Raw genomic sequence first — 14,950 nt, 5'->3', positions numbered from 1 at the left:
TGAATGGGAGTAGATAAGAACATGTACGGCTTAAATGACGAACGCTATCAAGTGGAAGCAGAGCTGCTACCAGCTCAAGAAGGAGTATTACTGCGCGGTAAAGATCTGGCGTTGAAGCGGAATGTGTTGCTTTATCAGTTCACAAAGCTATCCGATGAAGAAGCGCTTCAACTCATTCGAAACGTAGACGGTTTTAACCATCCTCGTTTCTTTCATATATTAGATGTCAGTCACAGCGCCCGTGGCTTGTTAGTCGCGCTTGAATTGAGGGAAGGAACGATCGCTTCACAGGCGCAAAAAATAGCCCCTTTTTCTTTTGAACAGTGTTTAGAAATGACATTGGAAATCGGAAAACTAGTAGAAATTGCTTTAAGTCAAGGGATTCGTGATTTTTCTCTATCAACAGAAAACTTGTGGCTAACCGATGACGGACAACTCATGATTATTAATTTTTGGGGGAAGGAAGCAAAGCAGCATCGCGGAGCCATCGGCCTATTTCATCTTTTATACCAACTGCTTTCAAGATCAACAAATCTACCTGCTCCAACGGGACAGTGGGTTGACCATTTACAACAAATTCAGCAAGCCCATTCATTGTCTGAATTTGACTATGATATTCTGGTTCAACTATATCGTGAGGCCTTCATCCAGTCGAGCCCTTCATTTTCTTTTACATTACTGCTCTCACAGCTTATCCACAGTCGGAAGGAAACGCTCAACCCGACTTTCACTCCCCCGACAGCAGCGGAAGCGTCACATCCAGCGTCTTTGGATGTAAAAGGATGGTTGAATGCGGCGTGGACCAAGTTGGACGCGCTTCGAACAAAATGGCTGCGCAAAGAAAAATTACAAAAATTACGCTCGCCGATAGATCGGATAAGAAAAGTTCAAATTCCGAAAGACCTTCTCCAAAAGAGTAGAGAGGGACGCCGATCGAAAAAGCCGTATGTTATCATCGCGACAGCGGTGGTTGCGGCGCTGATCATTCTGCCACTCATTAAGCTTGGTTCTAAAGGGGAGCAGCCTGCTTCAATAGAAGTTGCGGAAGAAAACAACGTGAACCCCGATCAGCAGACAACGACAGAGGAGGATGCTGGGGGTGTTGAGGATCATGACACGCCGCCTGTCCGTGATGACACGCCAACACAAAACGATGAAGAAGGCTTCATGGATGAAGTGGATGAGTCGGATGAAGAACTACTTGATGAAGAGTTTGAAGAGCAAGCAGATGGAACCGTCTATGTGCCAAATCTGCGCGGACTTTCTCAGCATGAAGCAGAGCAAGCGGCAAAAAGCGCGGGGCTTTACTATAGTTTCAGGATTGTCGCAAATGAAGAAGAGCCCGCAGGTCTCGTCTTCGAACAAGATCTCGAACCTGGCGCAACCGTTGCCCCACAAACCCGCGTCACATTTTGGATCAGTCGCGGGCCGTAAATAAGCGGGATTTTTAGCGAGATGCCCAGATATCAATCGGAAAAGCGGAATACTGGTAGGCGTAGGCGAAATTTCCCCTACGCCTACTTTATTTTCGCCTCATTTATGCGCCATCCAGACCTTTTTCCACGGCCTTTTCATAGTCACTCGGGTGATTCATATTAAATAACGCATCTTCAAAATCATCCACTTGTCCTAATTCGCTCTCTTCCACGTATAGCGAGCGACTCGCGTCCAACACAGCGCCCATTTTCAATACATCGGCTTGTATATTTCGTTGAACTGTGGGCAATATCGATCGACGATACAACGCAAACAGAGGGTGCGCTCTCCCCGCGCGCATCGGAACGATACATTCATAGTCGCCTCTTCTAGCCAACAATTCCCGAGCCAACTTCCGACTTACAAACGGCATATCACAAGCTACAAGCAAATTCCAGTCATGCTTGCTGGCGACAAGCCCGGCCTCAAGCCCCGCGACAGGTCCGCGCCCCGGATAATTATCCGCGATGATTTGAACAGGCAATCCCTCATAAAGATGCGGTTCATTTGTGACCAAAATCGGATCGCTCAACAGCGGACTTAATCTTTCCAAAATACGCTCAAGTCCTGTCTGCTCGCCAACCTTAAGCAATGCCTTGTTTTGTCCCATACGGCTCGATTTTCCGCCAGCCAAAATAATTAATCCCGCCATGTTTCTCCCACCTTCTATTCATTTTTCCATTGTGGTAATAAAGCGTTGATGGTGCCTCCCATCATAATGATCAGCGCCGATAAATAAAACCAGGTCATCAAAATAATTAATCCGCCAAGACTCCCGTACGTTGCCGAAAAGTTTTCAAAACGATTCACATAAAAGGAGAAGATCACGGAAGCGAGCTGCCAACCGACCGCCGCAATCACGGCTCCCGGAACGACATCTTTACATCGGATACACGTATTTGGCGCAATGTAATAAAGAGCAATAAACGTGATCGTTACGACGATCAACGTAATCGCCCAACGGAACGTAGTAGATACGATTAAATTATTTTCAGGTATATGTAAAAAAACAAGCATAAGCGCTTGCGCTTTTTCTCCAAATACAGTTAGAACAAGCGCGGTCAAAAATACAAAAATCATCCCAACCGTGAGAATCATCGATAACAATTTAGAGCGAATGAACGATCGCTTCTCCTTCACCTGATAAGAACGATTCAACCCATAAACAACAGCATCCATTCCCCTTGAGGCTGACCACAGCGTGACTAGCAAACTTAACGATAGGGTTCCGCTCCGCTTGACATCGACAACCATTCGAATATTCTCTTCAATCAGTTCGTTCGTTTGACCAGGCATATGTTCCGAGACAAACTTTAGCACATCATCGGATGTGAATGGCAAAAAGCCAACTAAGGCGATCATGAAAATAAGAAACGGAAAAATTGAAAATAAAAAATAATAAGCGCATTGGGCGGACAAATCCAACACACGATCGTTTAACAAGCGTGATAGCAAATCCTTCATAAATTTCATCAACTAAAACTCCTTCTTCTTCTGTCCTACCTCAATTGTTTGCAGTCGAAACCTCGCTTATACGTCAAATTCTGTTCGCTATCATTTGGGACAAAGGGATTCCCGTGGTAAAATAAGGCGATTACATATAAACGAGGAGGCAGCAGATTTGTTTGAACAAATGATCAGCCAGTATGCAGAATTAGCTGTAAAAGTAGGCGTTAACATCCAAGCTGGGCAAACGTTAGTCATCATCGCCCCTTTAGCCGCTGTCGATTTCGTCAGATTGGCGGCAGAGAAAGCGTATCATGCCGGAGCCAAAAATGTCCATATCGAATGGTCTGACGATCGCATTACGAGGCTGAAATATGATTTAGCCCCACTTGAGGCATTTGAAGAATACCCTATTTGGCGGGCAAAAGGTTTTGAAGAAATGGCGGAACAAGGCGCCGCATTCCTGTCGATCGTCGCGAGCAATCCCGATCTTTTAAAAGGAGTTAACCCAGATAAAATCGCCGCCGCCAATCGAAGCGCGGGAGTTGCGATGCAAACATACCGCAATTACATTCAAGCCGATCGTGTCAGCTGGTGTGTCATTGCTGTCCCTTCACCTGAATGGGCAGCCAGAGTGTTCCCAGAAGCGCCCGCCGAAGATCAGGTGAACAAGCTGTGGCAAGCGATTTTTGAAGCGACGCGAGCTAACCTAGACAATCCAACGCAAGCATGGCAAGAACACAATAGCCAACTGGATCATAAGGTGACCATTCTGAACGAGAAGCGGTACAAAACGCTGCACTACACAGCGCCAGGCACCGCGCTAACGATTGATCTTCCTGAACGCCATCTATGGATGGGCGGCGGCAGCGTAAACCAGGACGGGACTCCGTTCGTGGCCAATATTCCAACGGAAGAGGTATTTACAACACCGCAGCGAGATGGAGTTAACGGCACCGTTCGCAGCTCGAAACCGTTAAGTTACGGGGGGAACTTGATTGAAGACTTCTCACTTACTTTTGAAAAAGGAAAAGTCGTTGCCTTTACAGCTAAAAAAGGAGCTGAAACGTTACAACGATTGCTAGACACCGATGAAGGGGCGCGTTATTTAGGGGAAGTCGCGTTAGTTCCGCATTACTCTCCGATTTCAAATATGAACCTTATTTTTTACAATACGCTTTTTGATGAAAATGCTTCTAATCACCTCGCGCTTGGCAGCGCCTATGCGTTCTGCCTTGAGGGCGGGAAGGACATGTCGAAAGAGGAATTAAAGCAAAACGGAGCAAACGACAGCCTCGTTCATGTCGACTTTATGATCGGTTGCGAAGAGATGGATATTGATGGCGAAACAGCGGACGGAAGACGGGAACCCATTTTCCGCAACGGAAATTGGGCCTTTTAAAAAAGAAACAGGCAGCAGTTTTTTAAAAAAACTGCCGCCTGCCCATCACCGTTCTACCTAGCGAATCGTGTCTGTTGCTTCTTTTCGCGCTTGTTCCTCTAATGTTCGTAGATTTTGCTTGTATGTCATCGTATGTACCAGGTTCGAACTGTCGGCTTCCTTATCGCTCGGTCTAACTACCTTTGCCCCTGATATCCATAGGTCACGCGCCATCTCAAAAAAGCCGTTAAAAATCGCTAACGTTAACGCCGATGTGCCGCGATGATTTTCATGATTGATATCCGCGCCCAGATTAATCAACTGGTCGACCAAAGAACGATAATTTAATCTTGTCGCAATTAAGAGAACGCTATCCCCTCTACCATTTACTTGGTTAATATCTTTATCTAAATGGACAATGATCTCAGAAATATTATTCCTCCGAACTAACTCCGTTAAGTGGTCCTCTTGCAAGGCGTTGCCTCCTTTTCTATGCTGTCGTTCTATATGTACGCGCGCCAATCTAGATTATGTTTAAACTAGAAACAGCAACATAAAAAGCGGGCGTAGAGAAAAGGAGTTCTTTTTTCTACGCCCGCTTTTTATGTAAGGTTGGCAACTAAAACCTTATTTCAATTCTGCTAACAATTCCTCATAAGGAGACATATCAATCTTTTTCGCTTCTAAAAGCTTGATCGCGCGCTCACGCATGCTGCCTGAGGATGCCAGTAAATAACCGCGGACTACGGCATCAACCGTAATCGTATCTGTGGCGACTTCTTTAATCTTTCTTTCAATTCCCATTCGAGCCATCGGTCTAGCAAAGATCGGAATCGGCTTCACTAGCTCGTCCAATAGTTCTTCTGCGTCTTTTTCCCAAGTCATTTTATCTTTCCTCCCAAAAAAAAAGAGCTCGCATCAAGTAAACAAGATACATACTTAGAATACCTTACCTTTCATACTAAATCAAGCTGATGCGAGCCCTCATTTTATTCGATTAATGACCAGTGAATCGACTCCCCCGTAGCCAGACCTTTAACATATTGTACATCGTGAATCGCCGTTGGTTCCATCAGCTCTTCTTCCCTTTTCCCTTTAGCAACTTGAGTTTTTCCTTTTTTTAACTTAAACTCCTTTCCGTTTACCCGCACTTTTAACTTGGCTTTCAATTACTTTCCCTCCCCGTTATCGAAGCTTGATTATAAATATGCGGCATGACGAAGCTTACAGAACAGAAAACAGACCGTCTTTACTCGCTAATCCGCTTTTGTACTGACATTTGCAAGAAGCTTTGATAAAATGAAAGAAAAACCGATCGATGTTGGGTAAGGAGTTGCTTTCTTGAAAAAATATCGTTTTCTACTTATCCGATCTGATCATCCTGATTTTGAGGAGAAAGATCATATCATTCCAGCAGAAACGCTGGACGATGCCATCCGTAAATTTGAACGGAAACACGATGTAGAAGGGCCGGCTTATTGGGACGAGCCATTTTTTGATAAAGAAATGGAAATCACCTTCAAAGGCCGCTCAGGCTACGTTTTTTATAAAATTTCCTGGTAACATTGAGAAAGGAGTCTATTATGGAAAAGGTACTATGCGAAAAGTGTAAACAAACGGAGGGACAACTTTATCACGCTTTTGAAGTAGATAGTTGGGAAACGAAACATCCGTTCACGCAAAACAAAGAGAGCTATCACCTTTGTCTTTCCTGCTTTGATCTGCTGATGAACGAAGCGATTGAAACGGAAGAGATTGCGAAAAGAAAAGAGGTCAACCGTAAAAGCCTCGAAAAAGCAATTGAAGCGGGATTGGCTTGTCCCAAGTGTAAAACGATGATTTTCGAAGAGGATCATACGTGTCTCATTTAACACACGAACATTTAGGATAGTTCCCGCTATTTTAGAAAAGGGATGGGTGAAACGATGAAGCCGATCAAAATGGAGATAGTGCAGCAGCAGTTGGATCAGTTTACAAATCAACCAATTTATCTTCACCTTGAAACAACCCAAGGAGCTTACACCGCCTTATCAGCGGGAGCCTATATCCGCAATGCGAAGATCATGTATTTGCTAGGTAAAATTACTGGTCAGGGACCCTATCGAGTTGGTTTAAAATTGGAACATGGCTGGGTATATGCGGAAGGGCTGACTGATTTCACGATCGATGAACAAGGCCGCTTGCTGCTTGCCGGGCATACCCGAGAAGGAAAGCTGAATGTTGCTCTGCAGCTTAGTCAGCAACCGTTCTAAAAACAGGACAAATCATATAAGAGGGGGTGGTCCGTTTCGGCCCACCCCCTCTTTTTTGTTTTTATTTATTACGTCTCGCCCGTCTCCGCTGAACGCTATTGATCCGCAAAAGGGGTTCCCCTGTCACTAAATATGAAGGGTTTGACGCTAAATTTAGTTTAAAACAAGCCGTAAATATTTCCTTCCTCGTCCAAGCCCATATTTAATGCGGCCGGTACTTTAGGTAATCCTGGCATTGTTAGCACGTTCCCCGTCAAAGCAACGATAAATCCGGCTCCTAATGAAGGACGGAACTCTCTCACCGTTACATGGAAGTTAGTCGGACGGCCTTTTTGCGTCGGATCATCCGAAAGAGAAAGCGGTGTCTTGGCCATACAGATCGGCAGCTTATCCCAACCGTGAGCCTCCATCTCTTGCAACTGACGTTGCGCTTGAGCCGTTAATTTAACTCCGAGCCCACCGTACACTTCAGTCACAATGCGATGAAGTTTATCTTCAACCGAATCTTCCACATCGTATAAGTATTTGAACGTGTCATGCGCGTTCCCTTCGACGATCTCGACTAATTTATGGGCCAAATCTTCTCCGCCCGCTCCGCCTTGCCCCCACACATCAGCCTCAGCAAAAGGCATTCCTCGATCCTCACAAAGCTTACTTAGCAATTCAACTTCCGCTTGCGTATCGAGTGAGAAGCGATTGATCGCCACAATAAATGGCAGTCCAAAACCGCGGAGCGTCTCGGCATGTCTTTCTAAGTTAGCAAACCCGGCTTCAAGCGCGGCTAAATTTTCTTCTCCAAGGTGTTCACGCTCAACACCGCCGTGCATCTTTAAAGCGCGGATCGTCGCAACAACGACGACAGCAGACGGCTGAAGTTCGCCTTTGCGGCATTTAATATCAATGAACTTCTCAGCGCCTAAATCAACGCCAAAGCCCGCTTCCGTTACCGCGTATTCACCCAATTTTAACGCCATACGCGTTGCAAGCAAACTATTACATCCGTGCGCGATATTAGCAAAAGGCCCGCCATGGATAATCGCAGGCGTATTCTCTAACGTCTGCACAAGGTTTGGCTTGATCGCTTCTTTTAGAACAATCGCCATCGCTCCTTGCGCCTTTAGATCACCGACATAGACAGGCTGATTATCAAATGTATACGCGATCAGCATATCCTTTAGTTTGTTTTCAAGATCTTTAAGATCTTCCGCTAAACAAAGGATCGCCATAATTTCAGACGCCGCCGTAATATCAAACCCGTCTTCGCGTGGAATCCCATGATTACGTCCGCCAAGGCCAATCGTAATATTACGCAGGGCGCGGTCGCTCATATCTAGCACCCGCTTCCAAATGATTTGGCGCGAATCGATATTCAGTTCGTTTCCTTGGAAAATGTGATTATCAATTAACGTAGCTAATAGATTGTGCGCGGTTGTGATCGCATGCAGATCACCTGTAAAATGAAGGTTAATGTCTTCCATCGGCAATACTTGCGAATAACCGCCGCCAGCCGCTCCACCCTTTAAGCCGAAGTTTGGTCCCAAAGAAGGTTCGCGAAGCGCCAATACAGTTCTCTTTCCAATGCGATTTAACGCTTGTGAAAGTCCTACACCCATCGTTGTCTTCCCCTCACCCGCGCTTGTCGGGTTAATTGCGGTGACAAGGATCAACTTTCCATCTTTTCGAGACGTATCATCCAAAACAGACAAATTGAGTTTCGCTTTATATTTTCCGTATGCATCCCAATGATCTTCATTCAAATCTAGATTACGAGCAATATCGGAAATGGGTTTCATTTCTGCCGCCTGCGCGATTTGAATATCTGATAAGCTTTCTGTAGTCATATCGATTCCCTTTCTCATAAAATACTTGTTCTCTTTTTCTTCTACGTCTACATTCATTTTACCTGCTATCATTTCAATAGAAAAGACTTAATTCAAGATTCAGTCTCTTTATCGCTTTATCGCGGCTTAAAAACAGCGATCTTAATCATCGGTGCAGCCTTGTCCCATCGGCTTTCAACGACCTTTGGAGAGGTTTAGAAACTCGCCAAATAAATTCCTTCAATTTCATTCATCAACTTTCGATCCCCTTAAATTCAAGCCCAAATTTAATGATATTCTTGTCCATTTTGACATAGAGTTAACTATACCTTCATGAAAATGGGATGATGAATGAACGGAGAAATTTTGCTTGTCTTACTCATTGTTACTGGGTTACTCGCTAAATCCAATTTGATTGCCATGGCCGCTAGTCTGTTATTAGTGATGAAACTAACATCATTGGAACGCTTCTTTCCCGCAATTGAGCGCAGAGGGCTGGAGGCGGGTGTCTTGTTATTAACGCTTGTGATCCTTGTCCCGCTCGCGAATGGAGATATCCAATGGGAAGATACGCTTCCCTTTTTTAATTCGATGCAAGGCTGGTTCAGTTTAAGCGGCGGCGCCTTGGCCGTATATCTCAATCGCTATGGCCTAGGTATATTACGTTCCCAGCCGCAATTTCTCGTAGGACTAGTCGTCGGATCCATTTTAGGCGTGATCTTCCTAGGCGGTATTCCCGTTGGTCCGCTTACAGCAGCGGGATTAACAGCCATTCTCCAATTTGGCTATCGATTGATCTTTAGAAAATGATAACATGGGTTTACCGCAAGTGAAAAATTTGTAAAAGGGGAATAGAGCATGACAGCGGATTTATTTCGGGTGGAAAAAGACTTTCTCGGTGAAAGGAAAATCCCGCTCCAGGCTTATTATGGAATACAGACCATCCGGGCCGTAGAAAACTTTCCAATCACTGGCTACAAGCTCGATGGACAATTAATCAAAGCTTTGGCCATGGTAAAAATGGCGGCGGCAAAGGCCAACCGAAAAGTGGGACGCTTAAACGAAAAAATGGAACAAGCAATCGTTCAAGCCACGCAAGAAATTATCGGCGGTCAATGGCATGACCAGTTCATTGTTGATCCAATTCAAGGCGGGGCCGGAACGTCGATTAATATGAACGCGAACGAAGTCATTGCCAATCGCTCGATCGAGCTGTTAGGCGGGAACAAAGGAGACTACTTTCAATTAAGTCCAAACACGCATGTGAATATGTCTCAATCGACAAACGACGCTTTTCCAACCGCTGTTCGAATCGCCATCCTTTCCTTGCTTGATCAACTGCTAACCGCCATGCATGAGTTAGAACAAATGTTCCATAAAAAAGCGCAAGAGTTCGATCATGTCATTAAAATGGGGCGCACCCATTTACAAGACGCCGTGCCAATTCGCTTAGGTCAAGAGTTTCAAGCTTATCGACGCGTCCTCAAGCGGGATCTTGAACGGCTGGAACGAACACGCCAACGACTCTATGAAGTCAATCTTGGAGCCACCGCGGTTGGCACCGGTCTAAATGCGGATCCCACCTATATCAATCACGTCGTTCGCCTGTTAGGCGAAATTAGCGGTTACCCGTTAACAAAAGCGACCGATCTCGTCGACGCGACACAAAACACAGACGTCTATGCCGAAGTATCTTCCGCTTTAAAAGTGTGCATGATCTCAATGTCAAAGGTTGCCAACGACCTACGTCTGATGGCTTCAGGACCACGGACTGGATTTGGCGAAATCCGACTTCCCGCCCGCCAGCCTGGCTCTTCGATCATGCCAGGGAAGGTCAATCCAGTTATGTGCGAACTGATTAACCAAGTCGCTTTTCAAGTGATGGGCAATGACCATACCGTTAGTTTGGCTGCGGCGGCCGGTCAATTGGAACTAAATGTGATGGAACCTGTGCTTGTCTTTAATTTGATGCAATCGTTAAACATCATGAGTCGCTCGTTCACTGTGTTTAATCAGTATTGTTTAGCGGGAATTGAGGCGAATATTGAACGGTGCAAACAGTATGTGGAACAAAGCGTCGGCGTGATCACTGCCCTCAATCCCCATTTAGGCTACGAGATTGCGGCAAGAATTGCCCAAGAAGCGCTTCAGACCGGTCGTTCCGCGCGGGAGCTGTGTCTCGAACACGGCGTCCTGACCGAGGAAGAATTAGATGTCATTTTAGATCCCTTTGAAATGACCTATCCAGGCATCGCTGGCGGTTCCCTGCGCGATAAGGATTAAAGCAGAACCGACCTTCTTTTCCCTGTTTAGATTACGCTAGAGGCGTCATATTAAATAGAAAAAAAAAGCGGCCACTCGTCCAATCGAGAAGCCGCTTTTTCAAATGAGTTTCGTCCCATTTATGTTTATGATAGTTAAAGTGTCGAGGCAAAACCTAAAAAAGCAAAAAAACCAATCCCGCTCAAAACCAAGGGAAAAATGGCCTTTTTTCTTTTATTTTGGGCGAGCAGAAGCACACCAAAACTAAAAAAACCACCGATCAACAACAAAGAGACAACCCCTGTCCAAAATAGACCCCAACTCAATACACTTAAATCTACGATCCCCATAATACCCCTCCCACTCTGCTAATTCTCCACAAATCTATTGATTGACAAATTAGTTCGCATCATAATTTCACATAAATTTTCAAATATATAAAACATCATAACAAATAAATAGGGACAAATCTATTCCTTTTTGTATCCGACGAGCCATGCGCGCTTTCGAATCAGACTGCCAAAAAAGAGTTGTTCTATTACACATAAATAACATATAGGTCGTTATCACTATAAAAACAACTAAAACTTTCCTCCCAAGCGCCGATACTGTTAAGTGGAGAGAGGCTTTACTCGTAATAATGGTTAAAAAGGACCACAAGTCGATCAAAGTACTATTTCAAGATAGAAAGGTGTTAGTTATGAAGAAAATGCTGTTCCAATTCAATACCATCAAGATGAAACTGATGGTCACTTCACTCGCTTTATTAGCTATTCCGCTGATCATACTCGGAATATTAGGTTACCAATCGAGCAAAAACTCCTTAGATGAGGCAGGCGCTACGAACTTAAAAAATAGTGTCGTGATGACGCTAGAATTAATCAATGCTTTAAACGAGGAAGTCGAAAAAGGGAGTCTTTCGTTAGATGAAGCGCAAGAAAAGGTGAAAGTTGCAATTTTAGGAGAAATGAACGCAGACGGCACTCGACCGATTAATAAAAATATCGACATTGGCTCAAATGGGTATTTATATGTATTGGATCATCAAGGGGTTGATGTTGCTCACCCTACTTTAGAAGGGCAGAACCTTTGGGATGTGGAAGATGTCGATGGATTCAAGTTCGTCCAAGAAAGCATTCGAGTTGGGGATCAAGGGGGCGGATTTGTTTATTACCAATGGGCCCACCCAGATGATGAGAATCGAATTGAGCCCAAAGTAACCTATTCTGAAACGGATCCCGATTGGGGCTGGGTCGTTAACGCAAGCACGTATATGAGTGATTTCAACCTAGCGGCTTATCATATCCGAAATACCGCATTAATTACAGTTGGGATTGCTCTACTAATCGGTAGCTGTATCGTTTGGGTCTTCTCCAACCGTATTGCAAACCCAATCACTGAGGTGTCAACACGCATGAATGAGTTGGCAAATGGCGATTTATCTCACTCCCCATTGGAAATCCATTCTAGCGATGAAACGGGAAAACTAGCTTTAGCGATGAATACACTGCAGGAGCAATTAAAAGGGATTATCAAGAATCTGGCGGGAACATCCCAAGAATTAAACGCTCAAAGCGAGGAAATGGCGCAAGCTGCAAATGAGGTGAGCGCAGGGGCCCAACAAATCGCGGCGACGATGGAACAGTTGTCGGCAGGTTCGGAAGAACAAGCGGGCGCATCGAGTCAAATTTCCGATCTTATCACCCATTTGAACGATCAAATAGTGGATTCCAATCGCGACGGAGAAAACTTAATTGAAGCTTCGCAACATGTGCATAAACTTTCTACTGAAGGAAAAGAGCAAATGGAACTGTCCGTACAACAAATGGATGAAATTACATACCTCGTTACAGATTCGGTTGAAAAAGTGAGTGGATTAAATGAACAATCACAGGAAATATCAAAATTAATCAATGTCATCCAAAACATTGCGGAACAAACGAATTTACTTGCATTAAACGCAGCAATCGAAGCGGCTCGGGCTGGGGAAGCTGGAAGAGGGTTTGCCGTTGTAGCAGATGAGGTTCGTAAATTAGCGGAACAAGTGCGTCATTCAGTCACCGACATTACCGAAATCATTGTTGGAATCCAAACAGAAACAAAAGCGGTCACGCTTTCCCTAGAATCTGGTTACGAAAAAGTGGCATTAGGGAACAAACAAATGAACATTAGCCGCCAAAATTTTGATTCCATTAATGAAGCAATGTCTGACATGCTAAAGCGAATTGATAACATCTCGATCAACCTAACGGAAATTGCTAAACATAGCGATCAAGTAAGTCAAGCGGGCGACAGCATTGCCGCTGCGTCGGAAGAAGCCTCCGCAGGTATTACGCAAAGCGCCGCTACTGCTCAACAGCAATGTTCTTCTATGCTAGAGATGAATGATAGCGCAGATAGTTTAGCTCAATTATCCGAGGAATTGAATATGATGGTCCGTAGCTTTAAATTGGAATAACACAATGCGGGTGAGAAGAACAACCCTCTGTTCTCTTCTCACCCGCTTTTTTATCGAACGATCTTATACTACATCTTCTTAATCGCCACGCGCCACACATCAGGACCCTCCTCTAAATAGCGCCAATCAAATTGTTCAGATCTTTCCATCATAAACGTATATCGTAGAGGGCGCGGGTCATGATCGTTCGTAAGCTCCATCTGTTGTCCCGACTGTAAGCGATCAAACGTTTCGAAAATGATAGGATGTCTTTTCTTCGGTTCATACGTTCTAACATCTACTTTGGCTTGAAATTCCATGTTGTTCCCCCTCCTCTTCTCTGTTTGTTATATCCATCTTACTATGATAGGATGACCGATTCAGTGAAGATTATCACTACCGATCGAACTACTTTGCTATCCAAAGTGTCCCCCGATTTTTTTACTTCGATCTATCGCTATGCCTTCTTCCAATAAGCTAGACGCTTTCATAATCGAAGTTGAACCAAACGCATCGCGAATTTTATCAATCGTAAACGCAAGCCTATGTTTCTGCTCCCTCTTTTCAAAATCGAACAATTCTAACTGCGCATACTGATCCGAGCATAGATTGGACAAGCTAACATACACATTGCGCGCATTGTTGCCTGGAACATGGTTCTGCTCAAAAAGTTGCAAACAAGTTTTATATACTTCATCTTCTAAATAAGTCGGGGTCGGAAGTGTGAGCGAACGTGTAAATCCCCCTGCTTCCTCTTTAGAATAACCAATAGATAAAGAGATTGTGCTGCCCATCATCCGATCCCGCCGCGCCCGACTTGTGACTTCATCAGCCAATTCGCGAATCACGACTTGGATCTCAGAAACTTTGCTGTAATCTCGCAACAAGGTAATCCCATTCCCATAGCTTTTATGCGGTTGATTGGCGGTCGGACGCACGCATGAAAAATCAATCCCCCAAGCATGGTTGTATAGTTGAACACCCATAATCCCAAATCGCTTTTCTAAACGATCACGTTCGAATTGAGCTAAATGACCGACAGAGCGAATCCCGAGCCGATGTAAATTCCGCTCCATGCGCGAACCAATCCCCCACATTTCTTTGACGGGACGCGGCCACAATTCGGCAGGCAAATCTTGATACGTCCATTCCGCAATCCCTTCCGCCGTTTTTTTTGCCCCAAGATCCAAACAAAGCTTAGCAATCAGCATATTGGGACCGATCCCGATCGCTAACGGAATGCGTAATTCCTCCCAAACCGTTTGTTTGATCTTGCTTGCCACATTCCATTTATCCCCGAACAACTTTTCTGTGCCTGTGATGTCGATCCAAGCTTCATCGACCGAGTATTGTAAAATACTATCAAAAGGAGCGAAACGTCCTAGTATTTTCGTAATTTCTACACTGACTTCTAAATACTTTCCCATTTTTGCTTTTACAATTTGAATCCTTGGATCACGCGGCAATTCAAAAAAACGAGATACATTTTTAACCCCAAAATCCCGCTTCAAGGCAGGAGACGCGGCGAGCACAATCGAGCCGCTTCGTTCAGGGTCCCCCACCACGGCCAAATACGTCGTTAACGGATCTAAACCGAGTAAAGCGCAGTGGGCGGAAGCATAAAAGCTTTTTGCGTCGATCATCAAGATCGAGCGGTTAGGCATTTGACTATAATCAAACATAATCCACCTCATCAACCAGAACATTTGTTCGCTATATATTATATGCGAACAGAGCGCGAACATTCAAGTTGAATAAAATGGAGAAAATAATGAAGTAATGAATAAATATTAAATAAAAGAGATATGTATTTAAGAGATAAAAGACGTTACCTAATGGAAAGGGGCGATTATTTATATAATTCAACATGCAACCA

General features: G+C 44.5%; 17 protein-coding genes. 8 read left to right on the top strand and 9 right to left on the bottom strand.

The genetic code is table 11. The annotated features are described in order from the left end of the window. Nucleotides 1-21 precede the first annotated feature (21 nt). The gene (locus tag BEP19_RS09820; protein ID WP_170145327.1) at nucleotides 22-1,434 is read left to right on the top strand and encodes a PASTA domain-containing protein; all 1,413 of its coding nucleotides are present in this window, start codon (nucleotides 22-24) and stop codon (nucleotides 1,432-1,434) included. A gap of 103 nt (nucleotides 1,435-1,537) precedes the next feature. Here the strand turns inward: BEP19_RS09820 and mobA are convergent, their stop codons facing one another. Together mobA and BEP19_RS09810 are read right to left on the bottom strand one after the other, a co-directional pair. Beyond that, complete coding sequence (gene mobA, locus BEP19_RS09815; RefSeq protein WP_120189699.1) at nucleotides 1,538-2,128, bottom strand: molybdenum cofactor guanylyltransferase; 591 nt, start codon at nucleotides 2,126-2,128, stop codon at nucleotides 1,538-1,540. Nucleotides 2,129-2,142: 14 nt separating this feature from the next. Beyond that, on the bottom strand, nucleotides 2,143-2,949 hold the full coding sequence (locus tag BEP19_RS09810) for a YihY/virulence factor BrkB family protein (protein ID WP_245983458.1): 807 nt from the start codon (nucleotides 2,947-2,949) through the stop codon (nucleotides 2,143-2,145). A 160-nt stretch (nucleotides 2,950-3,109) separates the two neighbouring features. Here BEP19_RS09810 and BEP19_RS09805 point away from each other — a divergent pair, with 160 nt between their 5' ends. Continuing rightward, entirely contained in the window at nucleotides 3,110-4,324 is a 1,215-nt protein-coding gene (locus BEP19_RS09805; RefSeq protein ID WP_120189988.1) for an aminopeptidase, read from the top strand. A 57-nt stretch (nucleotides 4,325-4,381) separates the two neighbouring features. Here the strand turns inward: BEP19_RS09805 and BEP19_RS09800 are convergent, their stop codons facing one another. The 3 genes from BEP19_RS09800 to BEP19_RS09790 all read right to left on the bottom strand — a co-directional run bounded on the left by BEP19_RS09800 (nucleotide 4,382) and on the right by BEP19_RS09790 (nucleotide 5,472). After that, nucleotides 4,382-4,777, bottom strand: a complete 396-nt coding sequence (locus tag BEP19_RS09800; RefSeq protein ID WP_120189697.1) for an ankyrin repeat domain-containing protein — start codon at nucleotides 4,775-4,777, stop codon at nucleotides 4,382-4,384. A 153-nt stretch (nucleotides 4,778-4,930) separates the two neighbouring features. Next, nucleotides 4,931-5,188 (bottom strand): DUF2621 family protein, encoded by a 258-nt coding sequence (locus BEP19_RS09795; RefSeq protein WP_120189696.1) that lies wholly within the window; start codon nucleotides 5,186-5,188, stop codon nucleotides 4,931-4,933. Between the two features lie 104 nt (nucleotides 5,189-5,292). Continuing rightward, complete coding sequence (locus BEP19_RS09790; protein WP_120189695.1) at nucleotides 5,293-5,472, bottom strand: hypothetical protein; 180 nt, start codon at nucleotides 5,470-5,472, stop codon at nucleotides 5,293-5,295. A gap of 172 nt (nucleotides 5,473-5,644) precedes the next feature. Between BEP19_RS09790 and BEP19_RS09785 the strand changes: the two genes are divergently transcribed. From BEP19_RS09785 to BEP19_RS09775, 3 genes are read left to right on the top strand one after another with little or no spacing between them, the layout of a single operon-like run. Next, on the top strand, nucleotides 5,645-5,866 hold the full coding sequence (locus BEP19_RS09785; protein WP_120189694.1) for a hypothetical protein: 222 nt from the start codon (nucleotides 5,645-5,647) through the stop codon (nucleotides 5,864-5,866). A gap of 20 nt (nucleotides 5,867-5,886) precedes the next feature. Further along, a complete protein-coding gene (locus tag BEP19_RS09780; RefSeq protein ID WP_120189693.1) occupies nucleotides 5,887-6,174 on the top strand; it encodes a hypothetical protein in 288 nt (95 codons plus the stop codon). 54 nt (nucleotides 6,175-6,228) lie between these two features. Beyond that, nucleotides 6,229-6,555: a YojF family protein gene (locus BEP19_RS09775; protein ID WP_120189692.1), complete on the top strand. Its 327-nt coding sequence runs from the start codon at nucleotides 6,229-6,231 to the stop codon at nucleotides 6,553-6,555. Nucleotides 6,556-6,713: 158 nt separating this feature from the next. Here BEP19_RS09775 and BEP19_RS09770 read toward each other — a convergent pair whose 3' ends face one another. Then, nucleotides 6,714-8,396, bottom strand: a complete 1,683-nt coding sequence (locus tag BEP19_RS09770; RefSeq protein ID WP_120189987.1) for a formate--tetrahydrofolate ligase — start codon at nucleotides 8,394-8,396, stop codon at nucleotides 6,714-6,716. Nucleotides 8,397-8,726: 330 nt separating this feature from the next. Between BEP19_RS09770 and BEP19_RS09765 the strand changes: the two genes are divergently transcribed. Together BEP19_RS09765 and aspA are read left to right on the top strand one after the other, a co-directional pair. Continuing rightward, nucleotides 8,727-9,185: a DUF441 domain-containing protein gene (locus BEP19_RS09765; RefSeq protein ID WP_120189691.1), complete on the top strand. Its 459-nt coding sequence runs from the start codon at nucleotides 8,727-8,729 to the stop codon at nucleotides 9,183-9,185. Nucleotides 9,186-9,233: 48 nt separating this feature from the next. After that, nucleotides 9,234-10,658: an aspartate ammonia-lyase gene (gene aspA / locus BEP19_RS09760; protein WP_120189690.1), complete on the top strand. Its 1,425-nt coding sequence runs from the start codon at nucleotides 9,234-9,236 to the stop codon at nucleotides 10,656-10,658. A 134-nt stretch (nucleotides 10,659-10,792) separates the two neighbouring features. Here aspA and BEP19_RS09755 read toward each other — a convergent pair whose 3' ends face one another. After that, nucleotides 10,793-10,987 carry a hypothetical protein gene (locus BEP19_RS09755; protein WP_120189689.1) on the bottom strand — a complete coding sequence of 65 codons (195 nt, stop codon included), beginning with the start codon at nucleotides 10,985-10,987 and terminating at the stop codon, nucleotides 10,793-10,795. 350 nt (nucleotides 10,988-11,337) lie between these two features. On the opposite strand from BEP19_RS09755, the gene BEP19_RS09750 reads away from it, so the two are divergent. Beyond that, on the top strand, nucleotides 11,338-13,095 hold the full coding sequence (locus BEP19_RS09750; RefSeq protein WP_120189986.1) for a methyl-accepting chemotaxis protein: 1,758 nt from the start codon (nucleotides 11,338-11,340) through the stop codon (nucleotides 13,093-13,095). Nucleotides 13,096-13,163: 68 nt separating this feature from the next. Here the strand turns inward: BEP19_RS09750 and BEP19_RS09745 are convergent, their stop codons facing one another. Both BEP19_RS09745 and BEP19_RS09740 read right to left on the bottom strand, forming a co-directional pair. Then, nucleotides 13,164-13,394, bottom strand: a complete 231-nt coding sequence (locus tag BEP19_RS09745) for a DUF2249 domain-containing protein (protein ID WP_120189688.1) — start codon at nucleotides 13,392-13,394, stop codon at nucleotides 13,164-13,166. 96 nt (nucleotides 13,395-13,490) lie between these two features. Beyond that, on the bottom strand, nucleotides 13,491-14,756 hold the full coding sequence (locus tag BEP19_RS09740) for a DNA polymerase IV (protein WP_120189687.1): 1,266 nt from the start codon (nucleotides 14,754-14,756) through the stop codon (nucleotides 13,491-13,493). Between the last annotated feature and the right edge of the window lie 194 nt (nucleotides 14,757-14,950).

The sequence above is a fragment of the Ammoniphilus oxalaticus genome (assembly GCF_003609605.1).
Lineage (GTDB): Bacteria > Bacillota > Bacilli > Aneurinibacillales > RAOX-1 > Ammoniphilus > Ammoniphilus oxalaticus.
The sequence above is the reverse complement of the archived record's forward strand: the minus strand, read 5'-3'. Positions and strand labels throughout refer to the sequence as shown.

Coding starts and splice junctions, on each gene's coding strand:
- BEP19_RS09820 (WP_170145327.1), top strand. CDS start 22: ATGTACGGCTTAAATGACGAACGCTATCAAGTGGAAGCAGAGCTGCTA.
- mobA (WP_120189699.1), bottom strand. CDS start 2,128: ATGGCGGGATTAATTATTTTGGCTGGCGGAAAATCGAGCCGTATGGGA.
- BEP19_RS09810 (WP_245983458.1), bottom strand. CDS start 2,949: ATGAAATTTATGAAGGATTTGCTATCACGCTTGTTAAACGATCGTGTG.
- BEP19_RS09805 (WP_120189988.1), top strand. CDS start 3,110: ATGATCAGCCAGTATGCAGAATTAGCTGTAAAAGTAGGCGTTAACATC.
- BEP19_RS09795 (WP_120189696.1), bottom strand. CDS start 5,188: ATGACTTGGGAAAAAGACGCAGAAGAACTATTGGACGAGCTAGTGAAG.
- BEP19_RS09780 (WP_120189693.1), top strand. CDS start 5,887: ATGGAAAAGGTACTATGCGAAAAGTGTAAACAAACGGAGGGACAACTT.
- BEP19_RS09775 (WP_120189692.1), top strand. CDS start 6,229: ATGAAGCCGATCAAAATGGAGATAGTGCAGCAGCAGTTGGATCAGTTT.
- BEP19_RS09770 (WP_120189987.1), bottom strand. CDS start 8,396: ATGACTACAGAAAGCTTATCAGATATTCAAATCGCGCAGGCGGCAGAA.
- BEP19_RS09765 (WP_120189691.1), top strand. CDS start 8,727: ATGAACGGAGAAATTTTGCTTGTCTTACTCATTGTTACTGGGTTACTC.
- aspA (WP_120189690.1), top strand. CDS start 9,234: ATGACAGCGGATTTATTTCGGGTGGAAAAAGACTTTCTCGGTGAAAGG.
- BEP19_RS09755 (WP_120189689.1), bottom strand. CDS start 10,987: ATGGGGATCGTAGATTTAAGTGTATTGAGTTGGGGTCTATTTTGGACA.
- BEP19_RS09750 (WP_120189986.1), top strand. CDS start 11,338: ATGAAGAAAATGCTGTTCCAATTCAATACCATCAAGATGAAACTGATG.
- BEP19_RS09745 (WP_120189688.1), bottom strand. CDS start 13,394: ATGGAATTTCAAGCCAAAGTAGATGTTAGAACGTATGAACCGAAGAAA.
- BEP19_RS09740 (WP_120189687.1), bottom strand. CDS start 14,756: ATGTTTGATTATAGTCAAATGCCTAACCGCTCGATCTTGATGATCGAC.